Raw genomic sequence first — 17,562 nt, 5'->3', positions numbered from 1 at the left:
CTGATGAGCGGCGCCGCTCCCTGCCGTGCAGTACACTTAGCCTCTTCCGGGCCGCCAGGAGAACCGCCTATGTCGAGCAAAAATCTCAGCAAAGAGCTGTTTAAGCCGCGCTACAACTATCCCGAAACTTCCTCGCTGGTGCATCGCTAGCACCACGCCGCCGTAGACGTCGAGTCTACGCTGGAGGGAAGCAGCAGTTTCATGACGACCTGGCGCCGCGCGGCATCGCCATGCTGACACTGGATATGCCGTCGGTGGGCTTTCCCGTGAAGTGGCGCCTTAACCAGGACACCAGCTTTCTGCATCAGCAGGTGCTGTGCGATCTGGCGAACGTGCCCTGGATCGATCACCGTCGCGTGGCGGCGTTCGGCTACCGCTTCGGCGCCAACGTCGCGGTGCGTCTCGGCTATCTGGAAGCGCCGCGCCTGCGCGCGGTCGCGACGCTGGGGCCAATGGTGCACAGCCTGCTTACCAGCCCGGCGCGCCAGGAGGCGATCCCCGATATGTATATGGATATGCTCGCCAGCCGCCTCGGCATGGCCTTTACCAGCGACAGCGCGCTGCGTACCGAGCTGAACCGCTACTCGCTCGAGGTGCAGGGGCTGCTGGGCCGCCGCGCCCCGACGCCGATGCTGGCGGGCTACTGGCCGGACGATCCCTTTGGCCCGGAAGAGGATGCGTGCCTGATCGCCAGCTCCTCCGCCGATGGCAAGCTGCTGCAGATTCCTGCCCGACCAGCGCTGGCCAGTTTCGAGCGCGCCCTGAATCAGGTTTGCGACCGGCTGGCAAAGCGGTTACAACAGTAGCTGGCAAATTCACGCTGGTTTGCTTTAATACTAACGGTCAAACTTATGGAGATTTAGCATGACGTTACCGAGTGGTCATCCCCGTAGTCGCCTGCTTAAGCGCTTCACCGATCTGGGACCGTATATTCGCGAAGGAAAATGTGAGGAAACGCGGTTCTTTTTCGACTGCCTGGCTGCTTGCGTCAATGTTAAACTCGCGCCGGAGAGTCGTGAATTCTGGGGCTGGTGGATGGAGCTGGAAGCGCAGGAAGACCATTTTACCTACGTCTACCATATCGGCCTGTTCGATAAAGATGGCGACTGGTCAGTCGCGACTATCAAGGGGAAAGAGAATAATCAAAAGGTGGAAAAGACGCTGCGCAACTTCCACACCCGCCTGAAGGCGATCCTGCAGGAGCTGAATCTGGGGCTGATGCCCGCCAGCGGCTTCGACGAGCAGCCGGTGAAATTCAGCGCCTGAGGCTGCTGAAGGCTGAACGACAGGCATAGCCAGAATGTGGCGGCTATGCCTGTTCTGCCCCTTCTTTTATTTATGCTGTTCATTCGCTGCGCTTGTCTTTTTCCGCCGCGCGTTATCTGAGTGATAATTTGCTATCGCGGCGTTTCGCTACGTTTTTTTCGTCTGCCTTGTTATCCGCCTGCCGAAAATATTTTCTCTGCTTATTTTATTATACTTATTAGCTAAATATTCTTTAGAAACCTTTGCAATCAACGGGCTCAGGCGAAATAATCGATCCAACTTAATCATAGGTTAATCCGGTAAAATTCCGATTCTTATTTTATTGCGGCGCACCTCACTTTCGCTTTATAGACGTTTTCCTGACGAAATGGTGTGATAAGCGCCAGCGCGACCGCCTTTGTCGAGGCTTCTCTTCGTTTGCCATCTCCCCAAAAAGAACGCCAACCTGGACACCCTACAAGTCCGGATGGTCCTGCGCTGTCTCTCTGGAGGAAAACGTTGTGTTTAAATTAAATCCCATATTAATAAGCCTGGCCGCTGCGCCCGGTCTATTTATTCCCGTTGCCTTTACCCATGCCGCCACGTTAAAACCCTTTTCGCCTTTATTAAACGACAATAAAGCGGGCGTATTCTGCGTCTGTAATGGCTCGACGCAAAAGCTGAGCGGTACTCAGCGCTTTTTGCCGGGAGAAGATGGCGGCGGTGTTATTACCATCGGTGAATTGCTGGGAAGCGGACGCATTATCTCGGACGATAATGTCATCGGCGCGGATCGCCTGAGCTTCGGCGCGCAGGATTTGCTGATTGACGTGCCGGACGTCAGCGGCGCCACGCGGAGCGTGGCGGTCTATAACTCCGCCAGCATCAGCATGCTCGACTCGGTGACGCCGGCCAGCGTTCTGCCCAACTATTACAACGTCAACGGGTAGCAATATATCAACACCCGCGTCGCACAGGTGAGCAACGGCACCATCAACGTCGATATCGGCGTCGACGGCGCGGCCACCAGCGCCGCCACCAACGGCTGGAGCATGGCGGCGAAGCAGAGCCAGCTGTTTACCGCAAGCGGCAGCGGCGCAATGAACTGGCAGTCCGCCAACCGCATCGCCTTTACCGGTGCCTATACCGAATACACCTATAACCTCGCCTCCTGGGTGGATAACGTTGCCCGCTACAGCGGCCCGTTTAGCGTCGCCACGCTGGAGGTGGTCGACTCGGACGGTGGCGCGGTGCGCGCCACTAACGGCGCGAAGGCCACCATCGACGGCAAGCTGGCGGCCATCGGGTCGGCGGTCCATTAAAATAGCGCGCTGCGGCTGGCGGGCGCCAGCGGCGTGATCAACGGCGGCTTCTTTAATTATGCCGACGGCAGCGGCGTGGATCCAGCGACGCTGGGCTTCAGCGGCAGCATGGTGCTGGCCACTGGCGGTAGCCGCTTCATCAACAACGGCGTGCTGAACAAGGCCACCACGCAAGGGGGCAGCGCGCTGCAGCTCAACGACGCACAGGGGGATCAATAACGGCGCTATCAACGTCGGCGTGGTCGACGCCAGCGGCGACCAGAGCATCGCCGGCGTCGCGCTCGGCACCAGCGGCGCCAGCTTTATCAACGGCGCGGTCGGCGTTATCTACCTTGGCCGCGCGCCGCAGAAAGCGAAAAGCGATGCCGCCGAGGAGGTGGCGATCAACTAGCGCGGCGGCATCAACGCGATTTCCCAGCTCTACAACTCCACCATGATTAACGACGGGCGCATCGTGCTCGGCAGCAAGGTGCAGAACGCCGTCGGCATGCGCGTCGTGGATGGCCCGGAGGCGGTAGCGCTTAACAACGGCACCATCGACATGAACGGTCGGGCGTAGTTTCGCCCGGCGGAAAACGTCGGCCTGCTGGGCAACAACTGCACCATCAACCTGAACGGCGGCACCGGCATTAAGGTCATCGCCCGCGACGGCAACCGCGCCAGCGCCTTCTCCAGCGGGGCGATCAACGTGTCCGGCCGCGCCGATACCCTGAACGGCAGCTTCAACACCGCGGTGTGGGGCAACGGGTAGGGCAGCGGCGAGGCCGCCGCCACGCTGAGCGGCCCCATCGGCATTCGCGCCGAAGGCTATGCCACGGTGGATATCACCGCCGAGGCGGTGCCACAGATGGGCGGCAGCGGCGAGTATCAGATGGGCCTGCTCGCGATCGGCCCGAACGCGAAGATTAATCTACCGCAGGCGGGCAACTACGCCACCGGCCCTGACGACTGGTACGCCACGATTTTCCGCTATCAGGACGGCGCGGACTTCGGCGGTGCCGGGCTGACCATCGCGCCGGACGCGGCCTTCTCGACCGGTATTGAAGCTGTCGGGGAAGGCTCGGTAGTCAACACCCATGGTGCGACCTTCAACATCGGCAACACCTCTACCGGCCTGCGAATCGAGGGCGGTGCGCAGAGCACCATCGACGCGGCGACGCAGCTGAACCTCAACGTGGGCGGCGCGACGGCGGCGGCGGTAGACGGCAACTATTACAACCTGAAGCGCTACATCACCAGCAGCTTCGATCACCCCTTCGCCTCGACGCTGGTCAACCACGCGGTGATCAGCGGTCAGAGAGCGGCCTGCAGGTCGGCCTGATCGCCCAGTATGGCGGCGCGCTGACCAATACTGGCGACATCAGCCTGCGCGGCGAACAGAGCTACGGCATCTAGGCGCTGGTCGGCGGCTAGGCGTCCAGCAGCGGCACCATCAGCGTCAGCGACAGCGCGGTCGCGCTCTTTGCGGCGGGCTACGCCTTTGCCGACCCTGGAAGCAGCACCATCACCATCACCAGCAGCGGCACGCTGAACGTGACGGCAGGCAGCGCGGACGGCTTTTTTCCCACCACCGGCTTCTACGCGACGGGCGACGCTGCGCGCATCGAGCAGAACGGCGTCATCAACCTTTATGGCGGCAGCGCGCTGGCGGGCGAGGCGCTTTACGGCGGCACGCTGGTGCTCGGCCAACAGAGCAGGGTGGTGTTTCACGACCCCAACCAGACCGCTTACCGGGTGGTGGCGGGCGGCGGCATCATCTATGCGTACGGCAGCAATCAGGATGTTTCCACCGAGGGGTCAACGCTCTACCAGCTGGGCGACGGCGCAATCCTCTCGCTGCAGCGGTTAGGGGAGATCACCCTCAGTGGCGCCAACACTACCGGGGTGAAAATGTCCGGCAGCGCCACCCTGTACGACATGAAATCTACTTCCTAAACGGCGAAGGATAGGTGGCGCTGCGCGCCTCCAGCGGTGCCTAAGGCTATCTGGGCAACGTGTGCCTGAACGGGGAAAACAGCATCGGCGCCATCAGCGAAAACGGCGACAGTGCGGTGTTCAGCAACGGCAACATCATCGGCAGCGTCAAAAACGTCACCGCGCTGCAGGCAAGCGACGGCGCGACGGTGATGAACAACGGCACCATCCTGCTGTCCAGCGAAAACAATACCGGCGTGTGGCTGTTGAACGGCGGACGCCTGATCAACAACGTCTGGATCGACGTCACCTCGGGCATCGGCATCAACGTCAGCGAAGGGGCAGGCATCTATCAACCCTATAACGGCACGGTACACGTGGAGGGCGGCATCGCCGGGGCGCGCGTCGGGGAGAACGCCACGCTCGATGTTCAGGGCGACCAGCTGTTCCGCAGCAGCATCTGGACCAGAGGGGGGCGGATGCGGTGCCTATCGCAGCAACCGCCATTTTAGCGACTACGGCTTTGATGCGGATATCGACTACAGCGCGGTGCAGCTCGGCGGCAACCTGCTGCAGCTGGACGGCGCCCGCGACACGCTGCGCGGTGGCGTGGCCTACACGCGCGGCAACACGCGCATCCGGCCGCATACGGCGGACGGCTACAGCTCGACCACCTTCGGCAGCGGCAGCGTCTCGCTCTACGGCACCTGGCAGCACGACGGCGGCTTCTACCTCTACGGATCGCTGAGCTGGGGCTGGCACCGCGGCGACAGCTGGAACGCCTCGCTGGAGTCGGGTTATCCGCTGGTTTTCGCCAACGGCGTGCGTCTGGAACCGCAGGCGCAGCTGAGCTGGCTGCGCCTGAAGCTCGACGACCGCACTGACCGGGATCGCACCACCGTGTCGTTTAACGATAGCGACTAGACCATCGGCCGCCTCGGCACGCGGCTGGATCGCACCTGGCAGGATGACGCGCAGCGCGAATATACTCCTGTCTACGCGCCAACTATATCCACGGCTGGGGCGGCGGCTCGAAGGTCAGCATCGGGTCGGCGCAGAGCGATATTCGCGAGGACTTCAACAGCGGCCGCTTCGGTCAGATGTGGGACGTCGGCGTCGGCGGCATCGCCCGCTTCCGCAACGACGTGTCGCTCTACGCCGAGGCGGACTACCGCAAGGTGATCGACGGCAACGGCGCGAAAGGCTGGCGCTATAACGCCGGCGTGCGCTGGACCTTCTGACCGCTGCGGGCAAATCGCTCTGAGTTAATGCGCAGGCAGGGCAAAGCGTCCCCGGCCACCGCCATGCAGAAAAAAAGAAGGGCTGCTGAGGAGGTGGCCCTGGTGTACAGACACATTTGAGGGTAAAGCACTGATTCCGTAGCGCGTCGCCGCACAGCAATCAGGATGGCGGTTACGCGCGGCGGCGTCAGATTCTTAGAACTGGTAGGTCATACCCAGCGCGACCACGTCGTCGTTGTTCAGGCTCAGACGGTTGCCGTCGTCCAGCTGGTTGATTTTGTAATCCACGAACGCAGACATGTTTTTGTTGAAGTAGTAGGTGGCGCCGACGTCGATATATTTCACCAGATCCGCATCGCCGATACCGTTTTCGATATCTTTGCCTTTGGTCTGCACGTAGCCCAGAGACGGACGCAGGCCGAAATCAAACTGATACTGCTCCACCAGCTCGATGTTCTGTGCTTTGTTCGCCGCGCCCGCTGCCGCCAGGCCCGTTGCGCGGTCGGTGCCGCTGAACGGGGTCATGTTGCGGGTTTCGTTGTAGATGGCTGCCAGGTAAACGCTGTTGGTGTCATACTTCAGACCCGCGCCCCACGAGTCGGCGCGCTCGCCCCGACCGTAAGCGTGCGCTTCCTGTTGAATGGTGCGGTCGGAAGAGGTGATAGCGGACATCACGCTGATGCCGGTGTCAGCGAAGGTGTAGCCGAGCGAGGCGCCGTAGCCATCGCCGTTCTGGCGATTGATGTCGGTACGCGAGTTGCCGCCGTTGGCGTCGTTGCGACCTTGGTACTGCAGCGCGAAGTGCAGGCCGTCAACCAGACAAAAGAAGTTGTTGTTGCTGTAGGTGGCTACGCCTTATGCTCAAAAAAAGGTTTATTGAACCCGAGACATTTTACCGGTTTGCCATGAAACTTTTATAACAATTTGGGGGTTTTCTTGTTAATCACGAACTTTTGGTCTAGCAAAGTGCCCGGCGATTTTCGCGCTTTTCCCCTTTTTTATCTAAACGGCAGGAAAACATGAGTGGCAGTCAGACCCTGGTAGTCAAATTGGGTACCAGCATCCTTACAGGCGGTTCGCGCCGGTTGAATCGGGCGCATATGGTGGAGCTGGTTCGCCAGTGCGCGCAGTAGCACGCCGCGGGCCGTCGCATCGTGATCGTCACCTCCGGCGCGATGGCGGCCGGACGCGAGCACCTGAGCTACCCGGAACTGCCCCTACCATCGCCTCAAAGCAGCTGCTGGCTGTGTTGGGGCAGAACCGTTTGATTCAGCTGTGGGAGCAGCTTTTCTCCATCTATGGCATCCATATCGGCCAGATGCTGCTGACCCGCGCCGATATGGAGGATCGCGAACGCTTCCTCAACGCGCGCGACAGCGTCTCCGGGCTGGGCACTGGCGGCATGTCCACCAAGCTGCAGGCGGCCGACGTCGCCTGCCGCACCGGCATCGACACCATCATCGCCGCTGGCAGTCGATCCGGCGTCATTGCCGATGTGATTGTCGGCCAGCCGGTCGGCACGCGCTTTCACGCCATACAGACTCCCCTGGAGAACCGCAAGCGCTGGATCTTCGGCGCGCTGGCGGCCGTGCTCGAACGCGGCAGCTCGCTGCTGCCGAAGGGCATTCGTGAGGTGCGCGGCAACTTTTCGCGCGGCGAGGTGATCCGCATTCGCAGCCTGCAGGGTCGCGACATCGCGCACGGCGTCTCACGCTACAACAGCGATGCGCTGCGTATCATCGCCGGCCATCACATCCAGCAGATCGGGGAAATCCTCGGCTATGACTACGGTCCAGTGGCAGTGCATCGCGACGACATGATCGTCAGTTAAGAGCGGTCAAGACGTTAGAATAAATGGGAAAATCAGCGCGCGCCGCCGCATATAAACTGGCCGACCTCTCCACGGCGGAGAAAAATCAGGTGCAGCTCGCCATCGCCGATCGCCTGGATGCCGAGCAGGCGACGATCCTGGCGGCCAACAAGAAGGATCTGGCCGACGCGCGCGCTGGCAACATGAGCGCCGCGCTGCTCGACCGCCTGGCGCTTAACCCGCAGCGCCATCGCCGACGACGTGCGCAAGGTTTGCCAGCTCGCCGACCCGGTCGGCCAGCTGATCGACGTCGGCCAGATCGACAGCGGGCTGCGCATCGAACGCAGTCGTGTGCCCCTTGGCGTCGTCGGCGTGATTTACGAGGCGCGCCCCAACGTCACGGTGGATGTCGCTATCCTCTGCCTGAAAACCGGCAATGCGGCGATCCTGCGCGGCGGCAAAGAGACGTGGCGCACCAATGCGGCCACGCTGCGTGTTATCCAGAACGCGCTGCGCGACTATGGCCTGCCGACGGCGGCGGTGCCGAGCGAGAACCCGGACCACAAGCTGGTGAACCAGCGGCTGAAGCTGGATCGCCATGTCGATGTGCTGATCCCACGGGGCTGCACAAGCTGTGCCGCGAGAATTCGACCATTCCGGTGATCACCGGCGGCATCGGCGTCTGCCATATCTATCTTGATGAGACCATGGCGATCGCGCCGGCGCTAGAGGTGATCGTCAATGCTAAGAAGCAGCGTCCCAGAGCCTGCAACTCGTTGGAAACGCTGCTGATCCACCGCGGTATCGCGCAGCAGTTCATTCCGGCCTTCACGGCGCGGATAGCGCAGGAGCAGATTACACTGCACGCCGATGAGAATGTATAGACCTGTTACGCGCGGGATCCGCCAGCGTCACGCCGGTAAAAACGGGTGACTATGACGACGAGTGGCTGTCGCTGGACCTCAACGTGAAGCTGGTGGATGACATGGATGCGGCCATTGACCACATCCGCGCGCACGGCACGCAGCACCCCGACGCTATCCTGACGCGCAGCACGCAGAACGCCAGCCGCGTTGTCAAACAGGTGGACTCCTCGGCGGTTTACGTTAACGCCAGCACGTGCTTTACCGACGGTGGCCAGTTCGGCCTCGGCGCGGAAGTGGCGGTCAGCACCCAGAACCTGCATGCCCGCGGCCTGATGGGGCTGGAGGCGCTGACCACCTACAAGTGGGTCGCCTGGGGCGACGATACGCTGCGGCCCTGATCGCGAATTTATTTAACAAAAAGGGTACCCCTGTCGAGCACCCTTTTTTTTCAGGCCGTTTTTTCGATCCAGTTGAATGTGGAGGTTTAACCGGCCGCTGTCGATGCGCCTGGCCGCCATTTTTTTACCGCAAAACAGGTGCGCATTTTGCTACGGAGCATTCCTGAAAGCCGCGCTGGCTGCCTGGGTGGTGAAGGGGATAATGATGATTAGCGCTGCTTTACAAAAGCAATTGGGTAGCAAACGGACGGTAATATAAAATGAGCTGGTAGCAATAATGAAAATAACATTCAGTATCCCCTCTATGGCAGATTATTAACTAATGGTTAAAAAAGAGATTACGAAACAAGCTTTTACTGCTAGGCTGATTGCCGCTTGCGAAAGTGCGGGAATTATCGGACATGGACGAAACAAACAGGTTGCCAAGGCGCTACAACTACAGGGGTGCAAGATATCGACGCCGGGGGTATGGAAGTAGTTTAACGCACAGTCGATTCCCGATGACAACAATCTGCTGGCGCTGAGTCGTTTGCTGGGCGTACGGGTTGAATGGCTGCAGTATGGAATGGAGAAGTCCACCGCGTCGCTGACCATCGAAGGCGTCAGCGTCCGGCATAACGTATTCCGTATCGAAAGCCTCGATATTGGCCAGAAGTCCGCCTACAGCCTCGCCGCGCGCGACGAATTCGTCGAGACCATCCACGCCATTGAGTATGGGATAGATGAGGCGCGCGTGCTGTTAAACGGCCGCCCGGCGGAGAACATCCGCCTGATCGCCATCAACAGCGACTCGATGACCGAAATCTTTGCGCCGCGCGATCAGCTGTTCGTCAACATCAGCGTGAATATGTTCGACGGCGACGGCATCTATATCTTTACGCTGGATAACCAGCTCTACCTCAAGCGCCTGCACAGCTGCAGCATAAAAAATCGCTGTCATATCAGACAATAAACGCTATGAAACCTGGTATCTTAACCGGGAGGATATCGACAGCATGCAGGTGGTGGCGAAAGTCATCCTCAGCCAGGCGCGCCACTATCAGATCCTGGGATAAGACCGGTAAAAATCCGGTCCGCGCCAACCTTGAGAAAAAATAATTCAGCAAAATTTATAAATTTAACCATAGGTAAATAAAAATTAACTGTTGGTGTTTTTAATAAAGCATAAGAACACGTTAATAATTTGAGCGTGGACCAACGAAACAACTTACTCAGGGACTTAGCCGCTCTTAAACAATCGAGGCGCTGCACAAGCGCGAATCAAACCATCCCAAGCCAGTAAGCTTTGGGATGGGGAGGGGGGGATGCGCGCATGCAGCGTCGTCAGATGCCGCTTTTTCTCCCTGCTTGCGCTTAGCCTGGCTGTTATGACAGCCGGGTTACTGCATTGCGAGCGGAAAACGCGGCGAGGTCGGTTCGGCTTGCCGAAAACCTGCGCCTGCCACCCCATCGCCCAAAGATTCATTCGCAGGAGGAGTTATGGCGATAATACACTATGGCAAAAGCGTCTTTGTTGGTAACGTCCGCACCCGCAGGCATCGGCGGCGTCAGCCGCTCAGTCGACTCAAGCTCAGCATCGAGATCAGGCGCTGGGCTGCGAACCCGACCGCGCCAGGTCGGCGATGTGTGGAAGAAGTGCATCATTGAGGGCAAGGCGCAGCAGATGCAGAGTCGGCCGCTGGTGCAGCAAGCGCTGGCAAAGTGCAACGACGCACGCAGCGACGTGCTCGACAGCATGGCTTACCAGCTTGGCGTCGACGGGCTGCTGCTGTTCAAAAATATGCTCACCGCCGTCGCGGCGGAAGATTACGACAGAACGGCCAACGCCATGCTCAACAGCCTGTGGGCGCGCCAGACGACAGGGCGCGCCCGGCGTCATGCCGAAGTGATGCACAGCAGCAACGATGACGTTTACCGGGGGCTGCTATAAAATGGCTACTGTTCATTATTGCCGTGCTATCGGTCGTCGTCGTGCTGCTGATTATGCAGCGTTTCACCACGCTGGAGTTCGTCGCCCATGCGCGGCTGCTGTTTAAAACCTGGTCGGTCTGGCTGGCGTCGCTGGGATCAATGCTCAGCGCCTGGGTGCAGTCCTTTCCCTCTACCTCGCTGGACGCCTGGAACAGCCTGCCGGAAGACGTGAAGTCCATCCTTCCCCACAACTACCTCGGCCTGATCGGCGCCTTTATGGTAGCGATGGGGGTCATCGCGCAGTTTGTGCGCCAGAAAAGTCTACTGGCAGAGAAGCAGCGGCTGCAGGCGAAAAAACCATGAGCCTGATTACCACGCTGCTCGCCGGCGGCTGGCACTGGATCGCCGTTATCGTCGAGATGCTTCGGCGTCAAGAAGATCGGCAAGGTGCAGCAGAAGGCCAAATCCGATACCGAGAGCGCGCAAAAAGCGGCGGCGTAAACCGCCGCCGTCGCGCAGCAACAATAACAGCACCGCGAGGAGGCTAGTCGTGTTGCAATCGAAAACAGCAATCTTGATGACGCTGCTGCTCGCGACAAGCTGCAGCAGTCGAAATACAACCAGCCCTGAACCCGTGGCCGTCACCGATTCGGCCTGCGTGCTTTTCCCCCCGATTTACACCCACGGCGCCGACGCGCAGCGCATGGACGTGCGCACCGTCCGCGTCATCAATACCCACAACGATATGTGGGATCAGCTTTGCGGCCATGCGGCCAAACCCTGATTAGCGCCTGAGCGTTAACATTCTGACATCCTGAGGAAAATACCATGATCGAAGTGAACTGTTATGCTGAACTGCGTACCACCAAACCCGCAGCCGCCGGTCAGGTCGCCAGCCTGAACCGCTACTACGACAAGGATTCCACCTTTCGCGGCGGCGGCGACTTCATCGGCTATATCGGCACCACCACGCTGAAAGATGACGGCGGCACCATCGCCATGGGCGACGGTTTCTACTGGAAGCGCACCGTCAACGATCCCGCCGAGCTGAACGTACTGCACTTCGGCGCGAAAGGGGACGACTACACCGACGACATCGAAGCCTTTATGCGCATGTACAACTGGACTAAAACCTGGAACGCCAACTGCGTCGCGCTGCCGGTGCGCTTCCCCGGTGGGAAATACCTGATTAAGCCGATCGATCTGAGCGCCACCGATGTGACCTTCTTTGGCCTGCTCGGCGACGATTCGCCGCTGGGCTCGCTGCCGCGCAGCATCATCATTTCCGATAAAAGCGACACACCGGTGTTTAAGGTGAAAGCGCGCCGCACGGTGATCAGCGGTATGGCTTGGAACGGCCAGGCGAGCACCGATACCGTCAAGAATACCGGCACTACCACGGCGGATATGGTGAGCAATAAACAGCCCTTCTTTGAAAACACCTGTATCGAAGGGGAAACAGTGAATATTCACTGCTTCCGCGCGCAGAACACCGGCGGCACGGTGTTTAAGCTGCTGGATACGCTCGACAGTAAGTTTGACCAGATCTACACCCTCGACACCTATTCGCGTGTCTTTGACATGGGCTGGTCAAACTCACCGAACGGCGTATGGGACCACTCAGCCGCGATTGAGTTGTCCAACGCCAACTTCCAGACCGGCTACGGCGACGCCACGCTCTCAATCTCAATAATGCGCAAGATCGGTCTGCAGTCCGGCGCGCGGATTTCGCAGGCGGCCGCTGGCTCTACTACCTTTGAGTATGGCTATCGCCGCGATGAAAACCACGGCACCTTTATGACCGGCTCGCTGCGCGCCGGTTATTTTAGCGGTTATAAGGTCACCAACAACACCGCGACCGATAACTGGTATCGCCTTGGCCAGTTCTTTTTCCCCAGCCCCAACCAGCAGTGGATTATCGAGCTGATCGGTAAAGCCAACGCGACGTCGCCCTCTACCACGGCAACCTCGCCGGTGGACATGGTCGGCACCGGGAAAACCTGGATCAATATGCAGCGGCTGGAGACTGTCTAGGTGGACGCCTGCCATATGGGGCAGCCTGCGGTGCTGGATATTTGCTACAGCCGCGTCGGTACCACTTATGCAGTGATATTCGTAAAGCTGGCGGCCAACAGCGGCGATACCATGTTCAACCTGAAAACAACTGGCCCAACGCGCTTCGATACCGGTTCATGCTCGCTGTTCTAGCAGGACCTGTCGATGGTCACGGACACCACGAAAATGGGTTTGCTGAAACCAGCCGCACGTTTTGGCTTATACAATGGGGTAGCTGGGATTGGTGCCAATGAGAAAGGCGTAGTCACGATCGCGACGACTGCAGGTACGCCGACAAATAAAACCACGCCTTTGGGCTTTGTGCTAATCAATATCAATGGTACGGACCGCAGGGTTCCATATTACGACTGATGAGCGGCACGTTTGGCGAGACTGCGGTCTCGCCTTTTTTCCCTTTTCACCAGGGAAACCTGTTCATGCGGGCGCGAATGAAAGCGGGAAGCGATTTCCAGGGTCAGGTGACGAGAAAAGCAGCATTCGCGCGCTGCAACCCTTGACGGAAGTCGCGCTTTTTCCTAACTTAATGCCCCGTGGTGCCCACGACCATGCCGGTGTAGCTCAGTTGGTAGAGCAGCGCATTCGTAATGCGAAGGTCGCAGGTTCGACTCCTGTTTCCGGCACCACACTATCCGTTTCTCGCTGGTCGACTACGTTAAACAACCCGCGCTATCATTCCCGGTTTAATCCTCCTTTGGCTTTTCCATCATTGCTTTATTTCGCCTTCTCAAACTTTATCACTATTGAACCTCCCCTCAAACAGGTTCACTCGCACCCGTGTGAAATCATTCTCGCAAGCACTTCATCAAATGGTTTTTATACAGCCTGTCGCTCTGCAAAACTGACCCATGCTTATGCGTCTGATGGCCAGAGAATGATTTAAGGTAAGCCGCATCAAGCCGCCACAGGCCGCATAAAGCTTTGCTTCACTGGTGGCATTGCGGCTGTTTGATGATGATTACCTTTCCATTCATCGCAACGGCTGGCGCACTAACCCGTAGGAAAAGCGTAAGCATTGCACCGCTCTCATCTAAAAGTTCAGAGGCGCATCAGGCAGACAACAGCACAGGCTTCCTGGCGCATGCTGACCTGACGCGCTACACGTGCATGGTCGCTCAGGTCGCACAAGATAACAGCGCCTTTTATGTAAGACTAAACCGCTGCCTTAAGGTCAGTTTGGCTTAAGGTATTCAAGGGGGAAAAGTTTTTCTAAAATAAAAACAATTAAATTTCAATAATTTATTTGGTGATTGATGTTTGCCTCATTTAAATGGCTTACTATCAAATATCGCACTATGTAAATTCTCATCTATACCGAATGCGCAGCAAAGCAGCCAGCGCATTTAAGTAGCGCGCTATTCAATAGCAAGTTATGAAAGGGGTAACCGTATGAACATTAAACAGACCGTTTTAGCCCTGGCGCTAGGCGCCGTTTCCGCCAGCAGCTTCGCCGACGCGCCGCAGCCGGGGCGTCAGGTGCAAAGCTTCCTTAACGCCCTGAACAGCAGCGGCGGCAAACCCATCGAACAGCTGTCGCCACAGGCGGAGCGCGACGTGCTGATCAGCACGCAGAAAGGGGCGACGCTGCCTGACGCCGACGTGACGGAGAAAACGATCGCGGTAGGCAGCCAGCCGTTGAAGCTCAATATCGTTAAGCCGAAAGGTACGCAGGGCACGCTGCCGGTGTTTATGTTCTTCCACAGCGGCGGCTGGGTGCTGGGAGATTTCCAGACGCATGAACGGCTGGTGCGTGACCTCGTGGTGGCGTCGGGTGCGGCGGCGGTCTTCGTCAACTACACGCCGTCGCCGGAGGCGCACTATCCGGGGTGATTAACCAGGCCTATGCCGCCACGCGCTGGGTGACGGAGCACGGTGCAGAGATTGGCGTTGACGGCAAGCGTCTGGCGCTGGTGGGCAACAGCGTCAGCGGCAATATGGTGGCGGCGGTCGCGCTGCAGGCAAAGCAGCAGCATACGCCCGCCATTCGCTATGACGTGATGCTGTGGCCGGTGACCGACGCGCATTTCGATACCGCATCATACCAGCAGTTCCAGAACAGCTATTTCCTAACGCGCAACATGATGAAGTGGTTCTGGGACAACTACACCACCAAAGCAAGCGATCGCAACAATATCCTTGCCTCGCCGCTGCGCGCCACCCGCGAACAGCTGCAAGGCCTACCGCCCACGCTGATCCAAGACCGCCGAGCTTGACGTGCTGCGCGATGAGGGCGAAGCCTTCGGCCGCAAGCTGGATGCTGCCGGCGTAGAAGTGACGGTAACGCGCTACAACGGGCTGATCCACGACTACGGCCTGCTTAACGCCCTGAGCGACGTGCCGGCGGTGCGCTCAGCGCTAGGCGGGCGACGCGCTGAAAACGCACCTTAAATGATGCAGAGCTAGGCTTCGCGCCTGGCTCTTTTTTTGCCCTCGCGGTGCGGAAAAGCGTTGCATCGAGCAGGCTAAAAGGTTAAATGCATAAAATCAGCAGGTTAATCTGAAACAGGACGGGAGCGGGCGATGTTTGCAAAGTTTTATGAGGTGGATGAAAAGTATATCGATTTTCAGGGCGTCGTAGATGGCCCTCTACCATCCCTTCTATATGGAATGGACGCGGCACGCCTTTATGCGCGAAGCTCTGGGGATCTATATCGAAGAGGAGTTCAAACAGGGACGCCTCTATATGGTGCTGGAGTACTCGCTGCGCTTTCGCAAAAGCCTGCAAAAGGGCGATCGCCTCGAGGTGACCTACGCGCTGGAAAAGAACGAGAAGCGCAACCGTGTCAACTTCGTGCAGCAGATCAAGGTGGATGGCGTAACTTATGCTGAAGCAACCTTTGTCGCCACCTCTGAGCAACGGTCGGCCGGTGATGCCGGAAGTGGTCATGAACGCACTGAATCCGCTGTAACAGACAGCGTGAAGGGCGCAGCACGCCGGTTTTAAAGACGCTCGTCGCCTGCGCCATGCGTTCCGCCTGCTCCTGCAGCGCCTAAGAGGCCGCCGAGGTTTGCTGCACCAGCGCCGCATTCTGCTGGGTCACCGCTTCCATCTGGGTAATCGCCATATTGATTTCGCTGATGCCGGTGCTTTGCTCGCTACTGGCGATGGTGATCTCGCTCATAATGCCCGCCACGCTCTTCACGCTGTTCACCACCTAGCCGATGGTGGAGCCGGCGTGCGAAACCAGCTTGCTGCCTTCGTCCACCTTCGCCACCGAATCCTCAATCAGCTGCTTGATCTCTTTCGCCGCCGAGGCGGAACGCTGCGCCAGGTTGCGCACTTCGGTCGCCACCACGGTGAAGCCGCGTCCCTGTTCGCCGGCGCGCGTGGCTTCCACCACGGCGTTGAGCGACAGGATATTGGTCTGGAAGGCAATCGAGTCGATCACATCTGATGATGTCGACGATCTTCTTCGAGGAGAGGGCGATCGCCTCCATCTTCACAATCACTTTCTCCATTACCTCGCCGCCTTCGCGCGCCACGGCGGAGGTTGTCGCCACCAGCTGGTTGGCCTCACGCGCGTTGTCGGCGTTGTGTGTTTCACCGTCGAAGTCATCTGCTCCATCGCGGAGGCGGTCTCCTCCAGCGAGCTGGCCTGCTGCTCGGTACGCTTAGAGAGAGCCAGGTTGCCGCTGGAGATCTGGTTCGAGGCGACGGCGATGGTGTTGGAGTCGGTACGCACCTCTGTGACGATGCTCAGCAGGTTATCGTTCATCTGCTGTAGCGCGCGCATCAGCACGCCGGTTTCTTCGCGGCTGTTGATGGCGATTTTTGAACTGAGATCGCCAGCGGCGACGCGTTCAGCTACTGCGACCGCCTCGTTCAGCGGACGAACAATAGAACGGGTCAGGTAGATGTCCAGTAGAATCGCCGCGATAATCGCCAGCGCCGCGCATACCAGCGTAATGGTAATCGCGCTGCCGGCCGCGCTGACGATGCTCTGACCTTCGGCGCGCAGCTGCGAATCCTGCGAGTTGGCGAATTTTGCCGCGCCTTCCAGAAACGCGTTCTGCGCCGGCGTAATCGCCAGCAGCGCAAAGTTGCTGGCACCGTCGAAGTCTCCCGCCTTGATAAGGTCGATCAGCTTGCCTTTCTCACTTTCAAACGCCTCTCCCGCCTCCATCAGCCCCTGAATCTTTTTCTTGCCGACGGACGTCACCTGAATATCCGCAATGCGCTTCATCGCCGTATTGGTGCGCTGCTTCACTTCGGCCAGCTGGTTAAAGCGCTTGACGTTGCGTTCCGGGCGATTGGTGTCAATCACCATGCCGCGCAAGAATTTGATCTGATCGTTTACGCCGTCGCGCACGTCAAAGGCCAGGCGCACCTTTACGTAGCAGTCGTCGACGATAGCGGACATACCGCGATTAATACTCTGAGTCTTGGTGGAGGTGGGGACGCCGATAATCACCATTAACGCCACAATGACGCCAAAGGCGATGCCAAGGCGAGCACCGACCTTCATTTTAAACTCCACATCTCTGTTCTCCCTAGAATACATAAATCAATCGTTAAGTTCTGTAACGCCTGTTTATGCCAGCCTCTGCCGACTTCTCCGGCCCGTACCGAGCGGATAATAGTGGGAGCTGGCGCACAGGTTATCGGATGTTTCTGTTTTGACTTTAATTTAATCGCGCGCCGCGCGACGGCAGCAAAGCATAAGCGGCGCGGCGGGCGATCTGATTAACGCGGCTAAGCAATTGAAAGCAAGGCGTAAGAGCAGGCAGGCAGCGCAATAAAAGCACCGGCAAAGAGAGGAGTGCGGCGCAATAACAGGCAAG

General features: G+C 58.7%; 16 protein-coding genes, 1 tRNA gene and 9 pseudogenes. 23 read left to right on the top strand and 3 right to left on the bottom strand.

Annotated features, from left to right (window positions below; all coding sequences use genetic code 11):
* Nucleotides 1–197: 197 nt before the first annotated feature.
* From EIO60_RS06550 to EIO60_RS06495, 12 genes and pseudogenes are all read left to right on the top strand, one after another.
* Nucleotides 198–806: pseudogene (locus tag EIO60_RS06550) on the top strand (alpha/beta hydrolase); the annotation flags it as partial.
* 58 nt (nt 807–864) lie between these two features.
* Nucleotides 865–1,266, top strand: a complete 402-nt coding sequence (gene crl / locus EIO60_RS06545; protein ID WP_258576247.1) for a sigma factor-binding protein Crl — start codon at nt 865–867, stop codon at nt 1,264–1,266.
* A 500-nt stretch (nt 1,267–1,766) separates the two neighbouring features.
* Entirely contained in the window at nt 1,767–2,195 is a 429-nt protein-coding gene (locus tag EIO60_RS06540) for a hypothetical protein (protein WP_258576246.1), read from the top strand.
* Between the two features lie 27 nt (nt 2,196–2,222).
* Nucleotides 2,223–2,567 (top strand): hypothetical protein, encoded by a 345-nt coding sequence (locus tag EIO60_RS06535; protein WP_258576245.1) that lies wholly within the window; start codon nt 2,223–2,225, stop codon nt 2,565–2,567.
* A gap of 33 nt (nt 2,568–2,600) precedes the next feature.
* On the top strand, nt 2,601–2,786 hold the full coding sequence (locus tag EIO60_RS06530; RefSeq protein ID WP_258576244.1) for a hypothetical protein: 186 nt from the start codon (nt 2,601–2,603) through the stop codon (nt 2,784–2,786).
* Nucleotides 2,787–2,805: 19 nt separating this feature from the next.
* On the top strand, nt 2,806–2,958 hold the full coding sequence (locus EIO60_RS06525; protein ID WP_258576243.1) for a hypothetical protein: 153 nt from the start codon (nt 2,806–2,808) through the stop codon (nt 2,956–2,958).
* 42 nt (nt 2,959–3,000) lie between these two features.
* Nucleotides 3,001–3,126: a hypothetical protein gene (locus EIO60_RS06520; RefSeq protein ID WP_258576242.1), complete on the top strand. Its 126-nt coding sequence runs from the start codon at nt 3,001–3,003 to the stop codon at nt 3,124–3,126.
* 258 nt (nt 3,127–3,384) lie between these two features.
* Complete coding sequence (locus tag EIO60_RS06515; RefSeq protein WP_258576241.1) at nt 3,385–3,888, top strand: hypothetical protein; 504 nt, start codon at nt 3,385–3,387, stop codon at nt 3,886–3,888.
* A gap of 212 nt (nt 3,889–4,100) precedes the next feature.
* A complete protein-coding gene (locus EIO60_RS06510; RefSeq protein ID WP_258576240.1) occupies nt 4,101–4,502 on the top strand; it encodes a hypothetical protein in 402 nt (133 codons plus the stop codon).
* Nucleotides 4,503–4,561: 59 nt separating this feature from the next.
* Nucleotides 4,562–4,993: a hypothetical protein gene (locus tag EIO60_RS06505; RefSeq protein ID WP_258576239.1), complete on the top strand. Its 432-nt coding sequence runs from the start codon at nt 4,562–4,564 to the stop codon at nt 4,991–4,993.
* Complete coding sequence (locus EIO60_RS06500; protein WP_258576238.1) at nt 4,908–5,405, top strand: autotransporter outer membrane beta-barrel domain-containing protein; 498 nt, start codon at nt 4,908–4,910, stop codon at nt 5,403–5,405. The genes EIO60_RS06505 and EIO60_RS06500 overlap by 86 nt, the downstream gene beginning before the upstream one ends.
* 59 nt (nt 5,406–5,464) lie before the next feature.
* Nucleotides 5,465–5,722 (top strand): autotransporter outer membrane beta-barrel domain-containing protein, encoded by a 258-nt coding sequence (locus tag EIO60_RS06495; RefSeq protein ID WP_309484698.1) that lies wholly within the window; start codon nt 5,465–5,467, stop codon nt 5,720–5,722.
* A 195-nt stretch (nt 5,723–5,917) separates the two neighbouring features.
* On the opposite strand, the pseudogene EIO60_RS06490 reads toward EIO60_RS06495, so the two are convergent.
* Nucleotides 5,918–6,577: pseudogene (locus EIO60_RS06490) on the bottom strand (porin); the annotation flags it as partial.
* A 164-nt stretch (nt 6,578–6,741) separates the two neighbouring features.
* Between EIO60_RS06490 and EIO60_RS06485 the strand changes: the two are divergent.
* The 6 genes and pseudogenes from EIO60_RS06485 (at nt 6,742) to EIO60_RS06465 (ending at nt 11,070) form a co-directional block, all read left to right on the top strand.
* Nucleotides 6,742–7,553 (top strand): annotated as a pseudogene (locus EIO60_RS06485) (amino acid kinase family protein).
* 23 nt (nt 7,554–7,576) lie between these two features.
* Nucleotides 7,577–8,796: pseudogene (proA, locus tag EIO60_RS06480) on the top strand (glutamate-5-semialdehyde dehydrogenase).
* 322 nt (nt 8,797–9,118) lie between these two features.
* A pseudogene (locus tag EIO60_RS16125) lies at nt 9,119–9,851 on the top strand (S24 family peptidase).
* Nucleotides 9,852–10,275: 424 nt separating this feature from the next.
* Nucleotides 10,276–10,443: a transcriptional antitermination N peptide gene (locus tag EIO60_RS17265; RefSeq protein WP_508278743.1), complete on the top strand. Its 168-nt coding sequence runs from the start codon at nt 10,276–10,278 to the stop codon at nt 10,441–10,443.
* A complete protein-coding gene (locus EIO60_RS06470; RefSeq protein ID WP_258576236.1) occupies nt 10,421–10,726 on the top strand; it encodes a lysozyme family protein in 306 nt (101 codons plus the stop codon). The genes EIO60_RS17265 and EIO60_RS06470 overlap by 23 nt, the downstream gene beginning before the upstream one ends.
* Nucleotides 10,723–11,070 (top strand): DUF7940 domain-containing protein, encoded by a 348-nt coding sequence (locus EIO60_RS06465; RefSeq protein WP_258576308.1) that lies wholly within the window; start codon nt 10,723–10,725, stop codon nt 11,068–11,070. Before EIO60_RS06470 ends, EIO60_RS06465 begins: the two co-directional genes overlap by 4 nt.
* Nucleotides 11,071–11,115: 45 nt before the next feature.
* On the opposite strand, the gene EIO60_RS06460 is transcribed toward EIO60_RS06465, so the two are convergent.
* Nucleotides 11,116–11,352, bottom strand: coding sequence for a hypothetical protein (locus tag EIO60_RS06460; RefSeq protein ID WP_258576235.1), 237 nt, complete (start codon nt 11,350–11,352; stop codon nt 11,116–11,118).
* Between EIO60_RS06460 and EIO60_RS06455 the strand changes: the two genes are divergently transcribed.
* From EIO60_RS06455 to EIO60_RS06435, 5 genes and pseudogenes are all read left to right on the top strand, one after another.
* The gene (locus tag EIO60_RS06455; protein WP_258576234.1) at nt 11,342–11,491 is read left to right on the top strand and encodes a hypothetical protein; all 150 of its coding nucleotides are present in this window, start codon (nt 11,342–11,344) and stop codon (nt 11,489–11,491) included. The genes EIO60_RS06460 and EIO60_RS06455 overlap by 11 nt on opposite strands.
* A gap of 44 nt (nt 11,492–11,535) precedes the next feature.
* A pseudogene (locus EIO60_RS06450) lies at nt 11,536–13,134 on the top strand (putative phage tail protein).
* A gap of 196 nt (nt 13,135–13,330) precedes the next feature.
* A tRNA-Thr gene (locus EIO60_RS06445) sits at nt 13,331–13,406 on the top strand.
* A 763-nt stretch (nt 13,407–14,169) separates the two neighbouring features.
* Nucleotides 14,170–15,168, top strand: a pseudogene (locus EIO60_RS06440) (alpha/beta hydrolase).
* Between the two features lie 132 nt (nt 15,169–15,300).
* A pseudogene (locus tag EIO60_RS06435) lies at nt 15,301–15,689 on the top strand (acyl-CoA thioesterase).
* An 18-nt stretch (nt 15,690–15,707) separates the two neighbouring features.
* Here EIO60_RS06435 and EIO60_RS06430 read toward each other — a convergent pair.
* A pseudogene (locus tag EIO60_RS06430) lies at nt 15,708–17,246 on the bottom strand (methyl-accepting chemotaxis protein); the annotation flags it as partial.
* Between the last annotated feature and the right edge of the window lie 316 nt (nt 17,247–17,562).

The organism is Candidatus Pantoea persica (assembly GCF_013753875.1).
Classification (GTDB): Bacteria; Pseudomonadota; Gammaproteobacteria; order Enterobacterales; family Enterobacteriaceae; genus Pantoea; species Pantoea persica.
This window is presented reverse-complemented; position numbering and strand designations above follow the sequence as displayed.